This is a genomic window from Schinkia azotoformans LMG 9581 (genome assembly GCF_000307855.1).
GTDB lineage: Bacteria > Bacillota > Bacilli > Bacillales > Bacillaceae_J > Schinkia > Schinkia azotoformans.
This window is the reverse complement of the sequence record NZ_AJLR01000093.1, coordinates 1-17,623: the sequence shown is the minus strand read 5'-3', so window position 1 is coordinate 17,623 and position 17,623 is coordinate 1. Positions and strand designations below refer to the sequence as shown.

The window sequence follows — 17,623 nt, the reverse complement described above, 5'->3', positions numbered from 1 at the left end:
AGGGTTATCTGTTGTGATCTCTTTTTGTTTTTTCGTCAGAAGCCTTTTAATGTTTTTTAATAAGAAAGGGGATACACTATGACACCTTTTATCGGAGAAATGATTGGAACTATGATTTTGATTGTTTTTGGAGCAGGGATTGGAGCAGGATCTTCACTGAAAAAGTCATATGCTCAAAATGCCGGCTGGATTGTAACTACGCTTGCGTGGGGACTTGCTGTAACGATGGGGGTGTTTGCGGTTGGTTCGATTAGTGGTGCACACTTAAATCCGGCAGTTACGTTAGCGCTTGCGATTAATGGAAGTTTTCCATGGGCGCAGGTTCCAGGCTATATTATTGCACAATTGATAGGCGCTATGTTAGGGGCTGCCATTGTTTACTTGCAATATTTACCGCATTGGGCAGTGACTGAGGACCCGGCAACAAAGCTTGGAGTTTTTGCAACATCACCTGCGATTCCACATACATTTTCTAATTTATTAAGTGAAATGATTGGTACATTTGTCCTTGTACTTGGGTTACTATTTATAGGAGCAAATGAGTTTACGGAAGGTTTAAATCCATTAGCGGTTGGGCTATTAATTGTTGTAATTGGGATGTCTTTAGGTGGAACAACGGGCTATGCGATTAACCCGGCTCGTGACCTTGGACCACGTATTGCCCATTTCTTGCTACCGATTCCTGGAAAGGGCAGCTCCAACTGGGGTTATTCATGGATACCGGTTGTTGGACCGTTTTTAGGAGGTTCTTTAGGAGCAGTATTTTATAGAGCTGTTTTTCTAGGGGAAATGACAGGAACATTGTGGGGAGTCGTTATTATAAATCTGATAGCTCTTATCCTTGCTTATTCTTTTAGCAAAAAAATATCACATGCAGTAGATGATGTCGAAAAGGCTGCTTAGGAAAATGACCGCATTTTATCAACTAAAGTCTGGCAGTTCATATATAGTTTTAGATTACATGTATATGGGGAGAGATTAGAATGGAAAAATATATTTTATCTTTAGATCAAGGAACAACAAGTTCACGCGCCATTCTTTTTAATAAAAAAGGTGAAATCGTTCATGTTGCACAAAAAGAATTTACACAATATTTTCCGAAAGCCGGATGGGTCGAACATAATGCCAATGAAATATGGGGTTCTGTTTTATCAGTAATTGCTGAGGTATTGTCTGATTCTGGTACAAAGGCCGAGCAAATTGCTGGAATTGGCATCACAAACCAGCGGGAAACAACGGTCGTTTGGGATAAGGAAACAGGATTGCCTATTTACAATGCGATCGTATGGCAATCTCGTCAAACAAGCGAAATATGTGATGAGCTTAGAGAAAAAGGATACAATGAACTATTTCGAGAAAAGACGGGATTGCTACTTGATCCGTATTTTTCAGGGACCAAAGTAAAATGGATTTTGGAAAATGTCGAAGGTGCCCATGAGAAGGCTGAACAAGGGAAATTATTATTCGGTACAGTGGATACGTGGTTAATCTGGAAGCTTTCTGGTGGAAGAGCCCATGTCACAGATTATTCTAATGCTTCAAGGACGTTACTGTATAATATTCATGAACTAAAATGGGATGATGAGCTTTTAGGAATTTTAGGCGTACCAAAATCAATGCTGCCAGAAGTTCGTCCTTCCTCCGAAATTTATGCTAATACGATTGATTACCACTTCTTTGGTAAAGAGGTTCCGATTGCGGGAGTGGCTGGAGACCAGCAGGCAGCGTTGTTTGGTCAGGCATGTTTTGGTGAAGGAATGGCTAAAAACACATATGGCACCGGCTGCTTTATGCTGATGAATACAGGGGAAAAGGCTGTGCGTTCCGAAAATGGATTGTTAACTACCATAGCATGGGGAATCAATGGAAAGGTTAACTATGCACTAGAGGGTAGTATCTTTGTTGCTGGATCAGCGATTCAATGGCTAAGGGACGGTCTTCGGATGTTAAAAGATGCAAAAGATAGTGAAGAATATGCAGCAAGGGTCCCTTCTACAGATGGCGTCTATGTCGTACCAGCCTTTGTAGGACTTGGAACTCCATATTGGGATAGTGATGTCCGTGGTGCCGTTTTTGGCCTAACACGGGGTACTTCAAAAGAACATTTTATTCGCGCTACACTTGAGTCTTTAGCTTACCAAACGAAGGATGTTTTATCGGCAATGGAGGCGGACTCCGGTATTAAACTGAAAACATTGCGGGTTGACGGTGGTGCAGTTAAGAACAATTTCTTAATGGAATTCCAAAGTGATATTCTTAATGTTCCGGTAGAGAGACCAACGATAAATGAAACAACGGCACTTGGGGCTGCTTATTTAGCAGGTCTTGCGGTTGGGTTTTGGGAAAGCCCTGATGAGATTTCAACACAATGGGCAATAGATAAAAAGTTTGTTCCAAAAATGGTTGAAGACCGTCGTACAGATTTATATAATGGCTGGAAAAAAGCGATCCAAGCTACAATGGCATTTAAGTAAATTTTTTCTATAGCATAGGTCAAGCAGGTTATGGTAAAATAATATTAAGTTAATAAAACTGGTTGGAGAATTGGAGAGACCACAAAGCATTATCTTTTGGGGATAGTGTCTTTGTGGTCTCTTTTTATATTAAAAGGAGGATATTGTTATGAAATTTTCAGCTCTAAATAGAAAAGAAATGATCGGACAATTAAAAAATGAAACATATGATGTCTTAGTTATTGGCGGTGGGATTACCGGTGCGGGAATCGCCTTAGACGCCCAAACTCGTGGAATAAAAACAGCTCTTGTTGAAATGCAGGATTTTGCAGCAGGTACATCAAGTCGTTCAACGAAATTAGTTCATGGCGGACTTCGTTATTTAAAACAATTTGAAGTAAAAATGGTAGCTGAAGTTGGGAAGGAACGCGCTATTGTTTATGAAAACGGACCACATGTAACAACACCTGAGTGGATGTTGCTTCCGATGCATAAAGGTGGTACGTTCGGGAAATTTAGTACATCAATAGGGCTCCGAGTTTATGATTATTTAGCTGGTGTAAAGAAAAGCGAGCGCCGTTCCATGCTTTCTGCTGATCAAACACTCGAGAAAGCACCGCTTGTAAAGAAAGAAGGTCTTAAAGGCGGCGGCTATTATGTTGAATATCGTACCGACGATGCCAGACTTACAATTGAAGTCATGAAGGCAGCTCACGAAAAAGGTGCCGTTGCTTGTAACTATACAAAAGTGATCAAGCTAAGCTATGAAAACGGAAAAGTGGTTGGTGCTTTAGTCGAAGACCAGTTAACAGGTGAACAATATGAAATTCATGCGAAATTGGTCGTTAATGCATCCGGCCCATGGGTTGATGAAATTCGTGATCTTGATAAATCAAAGAACGGGAAAGTGCTTCAATTAACAAAGGGTGTCCATCTTGTTATTGATCAATCTAAGTTCCCATTAAAGCAAGCTGTCTACTTTGACACACCAGATGGACGAATGGTGTTTGCGATTCCACGTGAAGGCAAAGCCTATGTGGGAACAACGGATACATTTTACGATCAAGATAAAGCCAATCCCAATGTGACTTTAAGTGACCGAAGCTACATCATAAATGCGATTCACTACATGTTCCCGGATGTAAAGATTACCGAAAAAGATATTGAATCAAGCTGGGCCGGTGTTCGTCCGCTTATTTATGAAGAAGGGAAAAATGCTTCTGAAATTTCCCGTAAGGATGAAATTTGGGAATCCCAATCAGGACTTATAACCATTGCAGGAGGAAAATTAACAGGCTACCGGAAAATGGCGGAAACCATTGTTGACCTATTAGCTAAAAAATTCCAAGAAAGTGAAGGTCGAAATCTCAAAGCATGTAACACAAAACATATGCCAATTTCTGGCGGCGATTTGGGCGGATCAAGTAAACTTGAAGCTTTTGTTAATTCACAAGTGAAGGCCGGTGTAGCTATCGGCTTAACAAAAGAAGAAGCAAAAGACCTTGCGAGACGATATGGTTCTAACGTTTCCGAAGTCTTTGAGCTTTTGAAAAGTAAGAAGATGGATGCATTAAAATATGGTTTACCGCTTCCACTATTCGCTAAACTTGTCTATGCGATTCAAAACGAAATGACTGTCACACCAATCGACTTTTTCAACCGCCGAACTGGAGCCATTCTGTTTGATATTAAAACGGTAAAACAGTGGAGCCACAAGGTTATTCAATATATGAAAGACGAATTTAGCTGGGATGAAAAGGAATTACAAAAGTACACATGGGCTTTAGAAAATGCATTAATAGAGGCAACTGTTCCAGTTGAAGAAAGAAAAGAACTACCAACAGCTTCTAATGAAAATTAATAAAAAAACAAGGATGACGGGCACGATAACTACTTTATCGTGCCTATATTAAACGAATCTCTTCCTTGTCCTACGAACGGCCCACTTCCGAAGCTCTTCAACACCAATAAGCACAATTGGACATACCAACAATACTAAAAGATGCTCAACTTTTGGTGCGATTGTGCCGAATAATAATTGAAACAACGGAGTATAAGCAATCAATAAGAAAAGCCCGATTTCGATGACAATCCCCCAAATCATTAAGTGGTTTTTCTTTTTCATAGATTTATAGAATGGTTGCCGCGCTGAACGACATACTAGAATATTGCCGATTTGACAGGCGACAACGGCTCCAAATGATAAAGTGATCGCATATTTATAAACATACATGATGTGTTCACTGGCTGTTCCGTCTGCAAGCGCTGCTGTGAATGAGCGAAGTTCACTTACTGTAAAGCCAAAGTGGTTCCAGGTTAACAAATACATTACAAATAACATGCCAGCTTCAATGACACCAAGGAAACCATAGGCACGGAGCAATACATTTTTATCTAAAATATTTTTATGTGGATCTCTTGGCGGATGATCAAGTACGTCATCATCCGGAATTTCTTGTCCAAGGGAGATGGCTGGTATCAAATCAGTTCCAATATCAATGGCCAAGACAAGTAAAACCGTTAAGGCCAGCGGGATATTAAAAATTCCCATCGCTAAAAAAGGAAGCACTTCCGGTATGTTAGAAGCTAGTATATACGTAATAAATTTTTGGATATTGCTATAGATAGCTCGACCTTCTTTTACTGCTTCGACGATTGTGGCAAAATTATCATCTAAAAGGACAACATCCGATGACTCAATGGCGGCGTCTGATCCATTTTTCCCCATTGATATGCCGATATCAGCTTTTCGAAGCGCAAGAACATCATTAATTCCATCCCCAGTTGCTGCTACAATATGACCTAAACTTTGATAAGCATCGACAATCTTTAATTTATCCTTGGGGGTCGTACGGGCAAAAATAACGGGAATATCCGTATCAATTTTTTTCCCTAGCTCTTCTTTGCTCATCTTCTCAAGCTCCGCCCCAGTTATTGCAATATATTGATCTCTAATAATACCAATTTGTTTTGCAATAGCTGCGGCTGTTAGACTATAATCCCCAGTTACAACTGTTACTTTGATACCAGCCCGATAACAATCGGCGATTGCAGCGGCTACACGTTCCTTTGGCGGGTCATACATGATAACCAATCCAAGAAGAACCAAATCACCGAAAATGGCTTCAACATCACCAATATGATCCGAATAAGCAATGGCTATTATCCGGTATCCTTCTCCAGCCATTTCATCTTTGTATGCATTTATTTGTAACTTTTCCTCTTGAGTTAACGTAACAGCTTGACCCTCCTTAAAAATATAACGACAATGATCAATGACTTTAGCGGGATCTCCTTTAGTAAATTGCAGCAAATGATTTATTTCAAAAGAAGAATTTTGTTTATTACGTGCCAAAACAGACATTGTTTTTGTAGCGGAACTAAAAGGAATAACAATCGTTCGTTCAAATTGTTTTTCCAAATCATCAACGCAAATGCCGAATTTCTGTGCTGCAATTAAAATAGCAGCCTCAGTTGGGTCACCGATAACCTTCCATTTATTAGGTTCAGTTTCATCACTATGGAGAACAGTATCGGCACAAATCGTTGAAGCTGTAAAAAGCCGCTCCAGTGTTTGTTTATTCTGATCAGTAACGGATATCAGTTCTCCTTGTTTTCCATATCCTTCACCACTAATGTCAACAACACCATTGGCCGTCCAAATTTTTTTGGCAAAAATAATATTTTGTGTCAATGTTCCGGTTTTATCAGTACAGATGACAGAGGTACTGCTTAGTGTTTCTACTGCGGATTGTTTTTTGACGAGGGCATTTTTCTTAGCTAAGCGCTGCATTCCCATTGCCAATGAAAGACTTACTGTAGGCATGAGACCTTCAGGAATATTGGCAACAATAATACCGATGGCAAAAATTAGTGCCGCATTAATATGGATACCAGTAACGAATGTTGAAATTACAAAGGCCAATAATCCAAGAATAAGAGCAATGATGATAAGTGTTTTAGTGATTTTTTGAATTTGATATTCCAATGTACTTTTTCTTCTTTTGATTTGGGCGGTGGATTGTGTGATATTTCCAATTTGCGTATTTTTTCCGGTTGCATAGACGATTGCTGTTGCCTCGCCCCCCGTAATAGTTGTTCCAGCAAATAATAGATTACGACTATTTACGATTGATTTGCCTTCGAGCGGATCGCCCTCCCCGTCGCGGTCAACAGGTATTGACTCCCCGGTTAACATCGAATTATCAACGAATAGCCCGGCAGCGGAGACAATTCGGACATCAGCTGGGACCTTATCGCCTGCCATTAAAGAAATAACATCTCCGGGTACCAATTCGTCAGCTGGTAGCACGGACAGCTCTCCATCCCGGTAAACCTTCACATTGTTTGGGATCATCTTTTCTAAAGCTTGCAGAGCCTGATCTGCTTTTCTTTCTTGTATAAATGAAAAAATGGTATTAATAATGATGATTGTCCACATTACATAACTTAACAACGGGGTGCCAGCAATAATTGCCAAAATGCTAGCAATCCATAGCATAATCGCTAAAAGATTGAACAGTTGTTTTGTAAAACGACGAACAGGGTGAAAGGCTTTTTTTGTTTTAATAGTATTTTTTCCGTAGATAGTAGCCCTTTCTTTCACATCGACGTTAGATAGACCGCATTCCTTTGTGTTCAAGTATTCAAAAGCCGAAGACGGTTTAATGCTTGATATAAATTGTTTGTCAATTTGTCTTACGGAATCGTTACCTGCCATTGTTACCATCCCCTCTGGAAGGTGAAGCCATTTTTTTCCTTTGATAATATTTTAGCATTTTATTTTTATGAAATTTAAGAATAATTGTTGAACAAATTTTGTTTAAAACTAATTTCTTAGGTGAACCATATTTATATCAAAGGTGTATGAGGTAGATTTGTATGGATCGTTTTTTGAAAAATATTGGACAGGATGCTAAATCCTTTGCAAGAATCTTTGATTTGATCAAAGATTTAGTATTTGTTATGGAAGTTAGTGATCAATCTTTTCGTTATTTATATATGAATAAATCGGCATACGAAGTTATGGATTTAAAGCAAGACATTATTGGTAAAGAAATGCAATACGTTCTACCAAAAGAAATGTCCACATTTTTAATTAGTAAGTACAAAGAGGTTGTAACAACTGGAAAATCATTGGAGTTTGAATCAAACCTATTTCCCTCAAATCGTGAATTTATCGGCGAGACTTCATTAAATCCTATTTTAAATAAAGAAGGAGACTGTCAATACATCTTAGCTATTGTAAGAGATGTAACGGAGCGGGAAAGACATCGGATTGAGTTGGCCAACATGGCTTTTTATGATTATTTAACAGGGTTGCCGAATCGACGTACATTTGAGGATAGATTAACTAAGGCTATTAATCAGGCGGCTCGTACAAACAAGAAGATTGCGGTCATGATGCTGGATGGTTATAACATAAAGAAGATCAATGATAAATATGGACATGATGCAGGAGATATGGCTATTAAAGAAATGGCTTTTCGGATAAAAGGCTGTGTTAGACAAAACGATACGGTGGCAAGGTTTGGCGGCGATGAAATGGGAATTATTATAGCTAATATAGATTCCAATGAGATGGCAGAGGTTATTGCAAATCGTGTATTAGAATCTTTTGAAGCACCTTTTTATATTAATGAGCATGAATTGCAGCTTGGTGTTGGAATAGGAGTATCCTTTTATCCTGATCATGCAATTGACAAAAGCCTTTTGGTTAAATATGCAGATAAGGCCTTGTACGATGCGAAAAAGAAGGGGAAACTTGAATATAGAATTTTTACAAATAAGGAATAATAAAATTAATTTGTCAACATATTTTTCTGAGAAATTTCGACATGTTTTTTACAATAAAACTATTGATTGAACGATAACTCGATGATATAATGTGAAACATCGAGCAAAAAACTTTATTCATCTGAATAAAGTTAAAGCCTCCGGCGGATGCCTCAGATTTTTTTGAAAATTGTTATCAACGCAGTGTTTCGTTTCTTAGATAAACGAGGCATTGCGTTTTTTAATACTTCCTCTTGGAAGAGGTGAAATGAAAAGATGGATATTGCAAAATTAAAAGATGAAATCATTGCCTATAGTAAAGAAATTGGAATAGAAAAAGTCGGTTTTACAAGTGCAGATCCATTTGTTGAGTTGAAACAACGCTTATATACCCAACAAAAATTAAATTACCAGTCAGGTTTTGAAGAAAGTGATATCGAAAAAAGAACAAATCCTAAACTCCTTTTGTCAGGTGCCGAGTCTATCATTTCGATAGCACTTGCCTATCCTTCCAAATTGAAAGATGCTCCGCGAAGTATACGAGAAGAGCGGCGTGGACTTTTTTGCCGTGCTTCATGGGGTACGGATTATCATCATATATTACGAGATCGTTTAAATAAATTAGAAGAGTTTATTTTAGAAAAAATCCCTGATGCCCAAATTAAATCGATGGTGGATACAGGTGAGTTATCCGATCGGGCCGTTGCTGAAAGAGCAGGAATAGGTTGGAGTGGAAAGAATTGTGCGGTCATAACACCGGAATTTGGTTCCTATGTCTACTTAGGTGAAATGATTACAACCATTCCCTTTCCATCAGATCAGCCAATTGAAGATATGTGCGGTACATGTACGAAGTGTTTGGAAGCCTGTCCAACAGGTGCGTTAGTGCAGGGGGGACAAATAAATGCAACGAAATGTATTGGGTTTTTAACACAAACAAAAGGGTTTATAGAGGACGAATATCGGGTCAAGATCGGGAACCGTGTATATGGCTGCGATACATGTCAAATGGTTTGTCCTCATAATAAGGGGAAAAATTTCGACTTCCATGTTGAGATGGATCCGGATCCAGAGGTTGTGAAGCCTAAGTTAAAATCACTTCTTTTTATCAGCAATAAAGAGTTTAAAGAAAAGTTCGGTCCGCTTGCTGGATCGTGGAGAGGGAAGAAGCCAATCCAAAGAAATGCAATTATTGGCTTAGCCCATTATAAGGATGAAACAGCTATCAATGATCTTGCGAAGGTCTTGTCTGAAGATACACGTCCAGTTTTAAGAGGTACAGCTGCTTGGGCGATTGGAAAAATTGGAGCTCCTGAAGGCAAGTCTATATTGGAACGTGCTAAGGAAAAGGAGAAGGATGAACAGGTTTTACATGAGATTGATAAGGGTCTAAAATTATTGGAAACTTCAATTGAAAGGTCATGATGAGGATGGCAAGAGAAATTTTTTATACAGAAATGGACAGCCCTGTTGGCCCGTTAACGATTATCGGGACAAAAGAAAACGGTTTATGCAATATTGAATTCGGTTCAATCGGGGACGCCCGGGACAAGCTTATGGCTTGGCTTAAAAAGCACGTGCCGGATGGCGAGTTAAAATACAGTAATGAAGAACTTCTCCCAGTAGTACAAGCGTTGGACGACTATTTTAAAGGAAATCACCAAAAGAATTTTGACTTACCAATCAAGCTGCACGGAACTCCATTCCAAAAGAAAGTCTGGAACGAGCTTTTAAATATAGAATATGGTTCAACGAAATCCTATAAAGACATTGCTGAAGCCATCTCTGCACCGAAAGCAGTTCGGGCGATTGGCACCGCGATTGGGCAGAATCCGGTACCTATCATTATCCCGTGTCACCGTGTTATTAATACCAACGGAAAACTAGGGGGATTTACCGGCGGTCTTGATAAAAAAATAAAACTGTTAGAATTAGAAAAGATGAAGTGCCTATAGCCCATATAGGCACTTTATTCTTTTTTAATACATATACATATAACCATGAATGTCCTCCTGAAGAAAGGATGAGAAAATATGGCATCATGGTTAGAGGAACTAGAACAGCTTGTAAATCACCGGCTTAATATGTTAATTGGGAACAAAGTGGGCTATAGAAACGCACTTCAACTTAATGAAGACGATCAACTTTTAATAGAAAAAACAATAAATCAATTTAGAAAACGTAAATCTCAAATCGTTAAAGCGACTACTAATGCCCAAATTATTAGTGAAAAAAATATCGATGATGTACGCTATATAGATTATGTACTTCATCATCAGTATTTGGTTAAGCAACCGAAAGATAAATTTTATATAGAAGAAAATATTGAACAGAGACAAGCAATCATTAAAAATAACCAAATTATGATGGATTCCACAATAAAGAAAGAACCGACCGCTATTGAGGAAACAGAGGGACCGATCAGGCTTGAAGAATATAAACATTCCGAGGACATCCCAAGGCAAAGCTATTATTATGACCGAAGAGCAGCTGTGCAATATGCTGAAAGATGGTGGAATAGCTACAATCCGAAATATAAACAATTTAAAGACGATTGTACAAACTTTATTTCGCAATGCGTACACGAGGGCGGGATTCCGATGGTGGGATTTGGAAATCGAAATAAAGGATGGTGGTTTAGCGGTCATTCTTGGAGCTATAGCTGGACTGTTGCTAATTCCTTTCGTTGGCATTTAAGTGGTGCGAAACAAGGAATTATAGCACAAGAGGTTCCTTCTCCCAGCCACTTAAATATTGGTGATTTAATTTGTTATGATTTTGAAGGTGACGGGAGATGGAATCATAATACTATTGTTGTAGCCAAGGATGTAAATAATGAGCCGCTAGTAAATGCCCACACCTATAATAGTCGGATGCGCTACTGGGCATATGAAGATTCCAGTGCGTATACCCCCAATATTAAATACAAGTTTTTTCATATTCTAGATAGAAAATAGATGTATGCTATAATATAAAGGTTGAATTCAATTTTTAAAGAATTAGAGGGTGAAAGTATGGGGATACATGTCGTACTATATCAACCAGAAATTCCAGCTAATACGGGGAATATAGCGAGAACTTGTGCAGCTACAAATACACCATTGCACTTAATCCATCCACTTGGATTTTCCACTGAAGATAAATATTTAAAAAGAGCCGGTCTGGATTATTGGGAGTTTGTAAAAATTCATAATTATGATTCATTGGATGTTTTTTTTGAACAAAACAAAGGCGGAAAATATTATTTCATAACGAAATTTGGAAAGAACAAACATACAGATTTTGATTTAAGCAATATAGAGGAAGAAATATATTTTATATTCGGGAAAGAAACAACGGGATTGCCGAAGGACTTGATCGCCGCGCATCCTGAAAACTGTTTACGCCTGCCGATGACTGAAAATGTTAGATCGCTTAATTTATCGAATACGGCTGCGATCATAGTCTATGAAGCACTAAGACAACAAAATTACCCTGGTTTAGCATAAAAAATGACCTTAGTTAGGAGCAACTCCTTTGCTAAGGTCATTTTTAAAAAAAGAAGCAGTGTCTAGCTCCAGCGACCAGCGACTAGTGGACTTCGCCCACCTCCCTACGATAAGTCAACATCGAATCGCTAGCGCTCTTCGTGTTTCCTTTATCTCAGTCGATGTGCTCCAGTCCTTACGTCGCTAAACGGTCGCTTCCGCTTTTCGAATTAATTTTGGTTCGGCTTATCATTGTATCCAGAAGTGAAAATAGCTGTTAAGAATGCAAGGATAACGACCATTATTAAAATAAAACCCATGGAAATTCCTCCCTTATGTAAGAGTTCCTTAAGACACAATATAGCTTTATTATAGCCCAACTTGTCCTAACTGTGAATGAAAAGTATGAAGAAAATTTAACTTTATTATGTACAACGAATCAATGACAAAATGACTTTAGATGCATAGGCTGTAGGAAGCATTCTATTTATTTTAAATAGTTGTTTAAGAATAAAAGACATGTTAAGCAACAATACAGCATAAAGTGATATAAACCACTAAATTGAATCTCAACTTAGAGGGAGGTACTTATGGACATCTTAAAAAAGATTCAAATGCACCGTGAGGAAGAGGAACGTTTGGCGTGGGAAGGTACCTTCGCTGAATATTTGGACATTGTGAAAGAAAGACCGTATGTGGCGCAAACAGCTCATTCCCGAGTATATAATATGATTAAAGATGCTGGAGTCGAGGAAATTGAAGGAGAAAAAAAATATTCATTTTTCCGTAATCAAATGTTTGGGATTGATGATGCCATTGAGCGGTTAGTAGAGGAATACTTTCATCCTGCAGCTAAAAGGCTTGATGTAAAAAAACGAATTTTATTATTAATGGGACCTGTTAGTGGTGGTAAATCTACACTTGTTACAATGCTCAAAAGAGGCTTGGAAGCATATTCACGAACTGACAAAGGTGCTGTTTATGCAATCAAGGGTTGTCCAATGCATGAAGATCCCCTCCACATGATTCCGCCCAATCTTCGCGAAGATTTTCATAAGGAATATGGAATCCGGATTGAAGGAAATCTTTCACCATTAAATATGATGAGGCTTGAAGAAGAATATGGCGGTCGGATTGAGGATGTTATAGTTGAAAGGATCTTCTTTTCGGAAAATAAGCGGGTTGGTATTGGAACATTTAGTCCATCTGATCCCAAATCACAGGATATTGCTGATTTAACAGGAAGTATCGACTTTTCAACCATTGCCGAATTCGGCTCTGAATCTGACCCTCGTGCTTATCGCTTTGACGGTGAGTTAAATAAAGCAAACCGTGGAATGATGGAATTCCAGGAAATGCTGAAATGTGATGAGAAATTCCTATGGCATTTACTTTCCTTAACGCAAGAAGGCAATTTCAAAGCTGGTCGCTTTGCTTTAATTAGTGCAGATGAATTAATCATCGCCCATACGAATGAAGCGGAATATCGATCGTTTATTTCCAATAAGAAAAACGAAGCATTGCACTCTCGGATCATTGTTATGCCTGTTCCTTACAACTTAAGCTATAGTGAGGAAGAGCGGATTTACGAGAAGATGATCAATGAAAGTGAGATGGCTCATGTTCATATTGCGCCGCACACGCTAAAGGTTGCGGCTATGTTCACCATTTTAACCCGTTTAAAAGATTCTAAAAAAGCGGGAGTCGACCATGTGAAGAAGATGAGGCTGTATGACGGGGAAATTCTTGAAGGCTTTAATGATGTTGATGTGGAAGAAATGAGAAGGGAGCATATTGATGAAGGAATGAAAGGAATTGATCCGCGTTATGTTATCAACCGGATTTCTTCAGCTATCATTCGTAAGGATTCACCATCGATTAATGCTCTGGATGTATTGCGATCATTGAAGGATGGTTTAGATCAGCATGCTTCCATTTCTAATGAGGATCGGGAACGATTCATGAATTTCATTTCTGTTGCCCGCAGAGAATATGACGAAATCGCTAAGAAAGAAGTACAAAAAGCATTCGTTTATTCATATGAGGAATCAGCTAAAACGTTAATGGATAATTACCTTGATAATGTCGAGGCATTCTGCAATAAGAATAAGCTTCGCGACCCATTAACGGGTGAAGAAATGAATCCAGATGAAAAATTAATGCGTTCCATTGAAGAGCAAATCGGAATCTCTGAAAATGCGAAAAAAGCATTCCGTGAAGAAATTTTGATTAGAATTTCAGCCTACGCTCGTAAAGGAAAGCGCTTTGATTACAATTCACACGAAAGATTGCGTGAAGCAATCCAGAAAAAGCTATTTGCTGACTTGAAAGATATTGTTAAAATCACAACTTCCTCCAAGACACCGGATGAGCAGCAACTTAAGAAAATCAATGAGGTTGTGGCAACACTTATTGATGAATACGGCTATAATTCAACATCTGCAAATGAGTTATTACGTTATGTTGGAAGTTTGTTGAATCGATAAAAATAAAAAAGGTTCCCAAAGATGCCCAAAAAAGTTTAGCTTTTGGGCATCTTTTTTGTATAATCGAATTAGCTATATTTAAAAGAAAAACTGAGTTAGGAGATTTCGATGAGTTCCCGTAATGAAAACAAAACATTTAAACTTGCGATATTAGGTGTACTTACTGCAATTGTTATTATCCAAACGTTTATTCCTTTTCTCGGTTACATCCCAGTTGGCCCGCTTAGTTTAACGATTATTCCCATTACCGTAATCGTGACAGCATTTGTATTTGGTCCTAAAAATGGAGCCATTGTTGGTGGAATTTGGGGTTTGATCACTTTTATCAGAGCGTTTATAGCTCCGACTAGTCCACTGGCACCGCTTATTTTTACGAATCCATTAATATCCGTAGTACCGAGAATATTAATTGGTGTGATTGCCGGCTATGCTTTCATTGCTTTTTCAAAAACGAAGCTACGTTCTGCCGGGTCGATGAGAATCGCTGCATTATTGGGGACAATGACGAATACGATATTAGTACTCGGATTAACCTATCTTTTTTATAAAGAGCCCTATGCGAATGCAATGGACATGGATGTAAGTGAAGTATTGCCGGCTATTCTATACATACTTGTAACAAATGGAATAGCGGAAGCGGTACTTGCAGCTATTATTGCGCCGATTATTGCGAGGCCATTATTAAAGTTAAATAAAAAATAATATATAAAAAAGCTGTTGATTACCCAACAGCTTTTTTCAAAAAAATATTATAATTCCATATTAAAGTAATCCGCCTAAAAGACCGCCAACAACTCCAACTACGCCACCTAGTAAGTTACCAAGACCTGATAATACATCAACAGATAAACCTAGAGCTAAACCTAAATTAATCAAATTGTTCACCTCCTACCCTAACAAAGTGTTTTATTGAAATCTACAAATTAATCATAATCAATTTTGCTGTTCTAAATAACCGTATATATCGACAATATAAGTGAAGAATCACACAATTTTAGTTGCGGAATCACGCAGAAAATTGTTGAAAAAAGAGGCCGAAATTGTCAGCCTCTTTTGCTTTATATTGATAATTTTATAGATAAAGAATGCCTTTCTCCATACCTCTCATGATTGCGCCAACCCGTGTATAAACACCCATCTTCTGGTATATGGAAGTGATATGATATTCCACTGTCCGTTTGCTGATATGCAGGTCTTTAGCGATCTCCTGATTATTTTTTTCTTTAGAAATAAGATGTAAAATTTCTATTTCAGTCATAGTTAAATTGTGTGGTGCACTATCAGCCATTATTAAATGGTGGGGTAGTAACACATTTCCAAGGTAACTTTGTCGAATAGCATTAATTACTTTTTTGAATGGTTCTTCTTTCAATAAATAGGCGTGGATGCCCAATTGATAAGCAATTTTAATAAACTCATTACAGTTATAATCTGTGAATATTATTATTTTTATAGAATCTTTGTATGTATTTTTAATAGTTTTGACTAACTCTATCCCTTTTCCATTTTTTAAGAAAGGATCCATGATTATAACATCAGGTTTACATTTTTCAATGGATGTTAGTACTTTTTGACCATCATTCGTTTTTTCAATTACTTCAAAGTCATCTACCTTATCAAGATAATCACAAATTGCACACACAACGAAAGGGTGATTATCCAAAATCATTAACTTAATATTACGGTTCATTTTATCTCACCTTCCTAAAACAAAACCATTTATGTAAAATTATGTATAATTATATCATCAAGGATACAGTTGAATGTAAATATTCACCAAACTTTAATAATTTCCGAATATTTGGGACTTAAATATCATTGACAATGTGAAATTCACAATTCATTCAATTTTTCGTAAAAAAATCACAGAATATGGAAAAGAGCAGTAGTAAAATAGAAGTAAGTAATATTGCATTTGATATTAATGTGTGAGAGGAGAATTTGAATGAAGATTTTAATAGTTTTTGTTTCTTCTCATGGGACTACAGAAAAGGCTGCACACATGTTATCTGACTTCTTAGAAGGCAATGTGAAAATTTTAGATTTGAATATGAATGCACACCCGGATTTAACCCCGTATGACGGTGTTATTATCGGCGCTTCGATTCATGGTGGTTTCATTTCTCGTAAAGAGAAAAAATTTATTTCTCAAAATATTGACATGTTAGCTTCAAAGAAAATCGGTCTTTACCTTTGCTGCATGCGGGAAGGGGAAGACGCTGTGGAACAATTTGAACATGCATTTCCGAAAAAATTAAGAGACAAAGCCTTAACAAGTGGCTTGTTTGGAGGAGAATTCCTATTCTCCAAAATGAACTTCCTAGAAAAAATGATTGTTAAAAAAGTAAGCGGTGAAACTGATGATGTATCGAAGCTTGATGTAGATTTAATTAAGGAATTTGCTAGACAATTTAACTCGGAAATTCTTTGTGATGTATAACTCCTTTGAGCGAAAATGGGGGTGCTAAAGTAATGAAAGCAAAAGGGACAGTATCTATTCTTGTTTTCTTCATTGTTGTCCTATCAACGGCGGCAACAATAGCTGGTATATTTTCTTCCGAAGGTCCAGGTCCATTCGAATATGAAACGATCCGTGGAGAGACTGTTATGATTTATGGAAAAGGAATATATCAGCATATGTCTCTGGAGGTTGCCCCACAAGGGATAGCTCAGGATGTGGTAACATTATTTATCGGTGTTCCGATCCTGTTAATCGCTCTTTACTTAACGAGGAGAGGGTGGCTAAGAGGTAGAATCTTACTTGCTGGTACACTGGGCTACTTTTTCGTAACTTACCTATTATATATGCTAATGTGTATGTTTAATAATTTTTTTCTAATATACGTCATTCTTACTTCACTAAGTTTTTTTGCCTTATCACTAACATTATTTTCTTTTGATTTAGATATGTTGCGTACTTGTTTTAACAAAGGTAGGGCAATGAAGGGGGTCAGCGGCTTTTTGATTTTCAATGCTACAATCATGGGATTGCTTTGGCTAGGTGTAGTCGTTCCACCACTTTTGAATGGCAGCATACCGTTACAAGTAGAACATTATACAACTCTTGTTGTGCAAGCCGTGGATTTAGCACTATTATTACCAATTGCATTTGTAGCGGGCGTTTTGTTGTTGAAAGATAGACTATTAGGGTATTTGCTAGTCCCGGTCTATATGCATTTTTTAGCCTTATTAATGACGGCACTTAGTGCAAAAATAATAGGAATGTCCATTCTTGGAACTGAAGTCGGTCCGGCGATCATTGTTATACCGATTATAAATTTGACAGCCATTTTTTGTGTAATTGTAATTTGGAAAAATATTAATGAGAGGGCGTGGGTGAAAATAAGATAGCCTGAAATAGGATTAAAAAGGTAGAAAAAAGGGAATAGCATAGCATATAACAAATAGAGTCAACCATGTGTTGGCTTTTTGTGCGACGGGC

14 protein-coding genes are annotated in these 17,623 nt (G+C 37.8%); 12 read left to right on the top strand and 2 right to left on the bottom strand.

The features are described from left to right. Positions 1 to 78 precede the first annotated feature (78 nt). The 3 genes from BAZO_RS11110 (at position 79) to BAZO_RS11100 (ending at position 4,314) form a co-directional block, all read left to right on the top strand. On the top strand, positions 79 to 903 hold the full coding sequence (locus BAZO_RS11110; RefSeq protein WP_003331611.1) for an MIP/aquaporin family protein: 825 nt from the start codon (positions 79 to 81) through the stop codon (positions 901 to 903). An 80-nt stretch (positions 904 to 983) separates the two neighbouring features. Further along, entirely contained in the window at positions 984 to 2,474 is a 1,491-nt protein-coding gene (gene glpK / locus BAZO_RS11105) for a glycerol kinase GlpK (RefSeq protein ID WP_003331610.1), read from the top strand. A 148-nt stretch (positions 2,475 to 2,622) separates the two neighbouring features. Then, a complete protein-coding gene (locus BAZO_RS11100; protein WP_003331609.1) occupies positions 2,623 to 4,314 on the top strand; it encodes a glycerol-3-phosphate dehydrogenase/oxidase in 1,692 nt (563 codons plus the stop codon). Between the two features lie 48 nt (positions 4,315 to 4,362). Here the strand turns inward: BAZO_RS11100 and BAZO_RS11095 are convergent, their stop codons facing one another. Then, a complete protein-coding gene (locus BAZO_RS11095) occupies positions 4,363 to 7,173 on the bottom strand; it encodes a cation-translocating P-type ATPase (RefSeq protein ID WP_003331607.1) in 2,811 nt (936 codons plus the stop codon). A 161-nt stretch (positions 7,174 to 7,334) separates the two neighbouring features. On the opposite strand from BAZO_RS11095, the gene BAZO_RS11090 reads away from it, so the two are divergent. The 7 genes from BAZO_RS11090 (at position 7,335) to BAZO_RS11060 (ending at position 14,883) form a co-directional block, all read left to right on the top strand. Further along, positions 7,335 to 8,249 carry a diguanylate cyclase domain-containing protein gene (locus tag BAZO_RS11090; RefSeq protein ID WP_003331606.1) on the top strand — a complete coding sequence of 305 codons (915 nt, stop codon included), beginning with the start codon at positions 7,335 to 7,337 and terminating at the stop codon, positions 8,247 to 8,249. Between the two features lie 255 nt (positions 8,250 to 8,504). Continuing rightward, positions 8,505 to 9,653 carry a tRNA epoxyqueuosine(34) reductase QueG gene (gene queG, locus BAZO_RS11085; RefSeq protein ID WP_003331605.1) on the top strand — a complete coding sequence of 383 codons (1,149 nt, stop codon included), beginning with the start codon at positions 8,505 to 8,507 and terminating at the stop codon, positions 9,651 to 9,653. Further along, positions 9,653 to 10,183, top strand: a complete 531-nt coding sequence (locus BAZO_RS11080) for a methylated-DNA--[protein]-cysteine S-methyltransferase (protein ID WP_003331604.1) — start codon at positions 9,653 to 9,655, stop codon at positions 10,181 to 10,183. The genes queG and BAZO_RS11080 overlap by 1 nt, the downstream gene beginning before the upstream one ends. Before the next feature lie 78 nt (positions 10,184 to 10,261). Then, entirely contained in the window at positions 10,262 to 11,185 is a 924-nt protein-coding gene (locus BAZO_RS11075) for an amidase domain-containing protein (protein WP_003331603.1), read from the top strand. A 57-nt stretch (positions 11,186 to 11,242) separates the two neighbouring features. Then, positions 11,243 to 11,716: a tRNA (uridine(34)/cytosine(34)/5-carboxymethylaminomethyluridine(34)-2'-O)-methyltransferase TrmL gene (trmL, locus tag BAZO_RS11070; protein ID WP_003331602.1), complete on the top strand. Its 474-nt coding sequence runs from the start codon at positions 11,243 to 11,245 to the stop codon at positions 11,714 to 11,716. A gap of 569 nt (positions 11,717 to 12,285) precedes the next feature. Beyond that, complete coding sequence (locus tag BAZO_RS11065; RefSeq protein ID WP_003331601.1) at positions 12,286 to 14,181, top strand: PrkA family serine protein kinase; 1,896 nt, start codon at positions 12,286 to 12,288, stop codon at positions 14,179 to 14,181. 108 nt (positions 14,182 to 14,289) lie between these two features. Beyond that, positions 14,290 to 14,883, top strand: a complete 594-nt coding sequence (locus BAZO_RS11060; protein WP_003331600.1) for an ECF transporter S component — start codon at positions 14,290 to 14,292, stop codon at positions 14,881 to 14,883. A 370-nt stretch (positions 14,884 to 15,253) separates the two neighbouring features. On the opposite strand, the gene BAZO_RS11055 is transcribed toward BAZO_RS11060, so the two are convergent. Beyond that, a complete protein-coding gene (locus tag BAZO_RS11055; RefSeq protein WP_003331599.1) occupies positions 15,254 to 15,871 on the bottom strand; it encodes a response regulator transcription factor in 618 nt (205 codons plus the stop codon). Positions 15,872 to 16,126: 255 nt separating this feature from the next. On the opposite strand from BAZO_RS11055, the gene BAZO_RS11050 reads away from it, so the two are divergent. Together BAZO_RS11050 and BAZO_RS11045 are read left to right on the top strand one after the other, a co-directional pair. Further along, entirely contained in the window at positions 16,127 to 16,621 is a 495-nt protein-coding gene (locus tag BAZO_RS11050) for a flavodoxin domain-containing protein (RefSeq protein ID WP_003331598.1), read from the top strand. A 32-nt stretch (positions 16,622 to 16,653) separates the two neighbouring features. Further along, on the top strand, positions 16,654 to 17,532 hold the full coding sequence (locus tag BAZO_RS11045; RefSeq protein WP_003331597.1) for a hypothetical protein: 879 nt from the start codon (positions 16,654 to 16,656) through the stop codon (positions 17,530 to 17,532). The last annotated feature ends 91 nt before the right edge of the window (positions 17,533 to 17,623 follow it).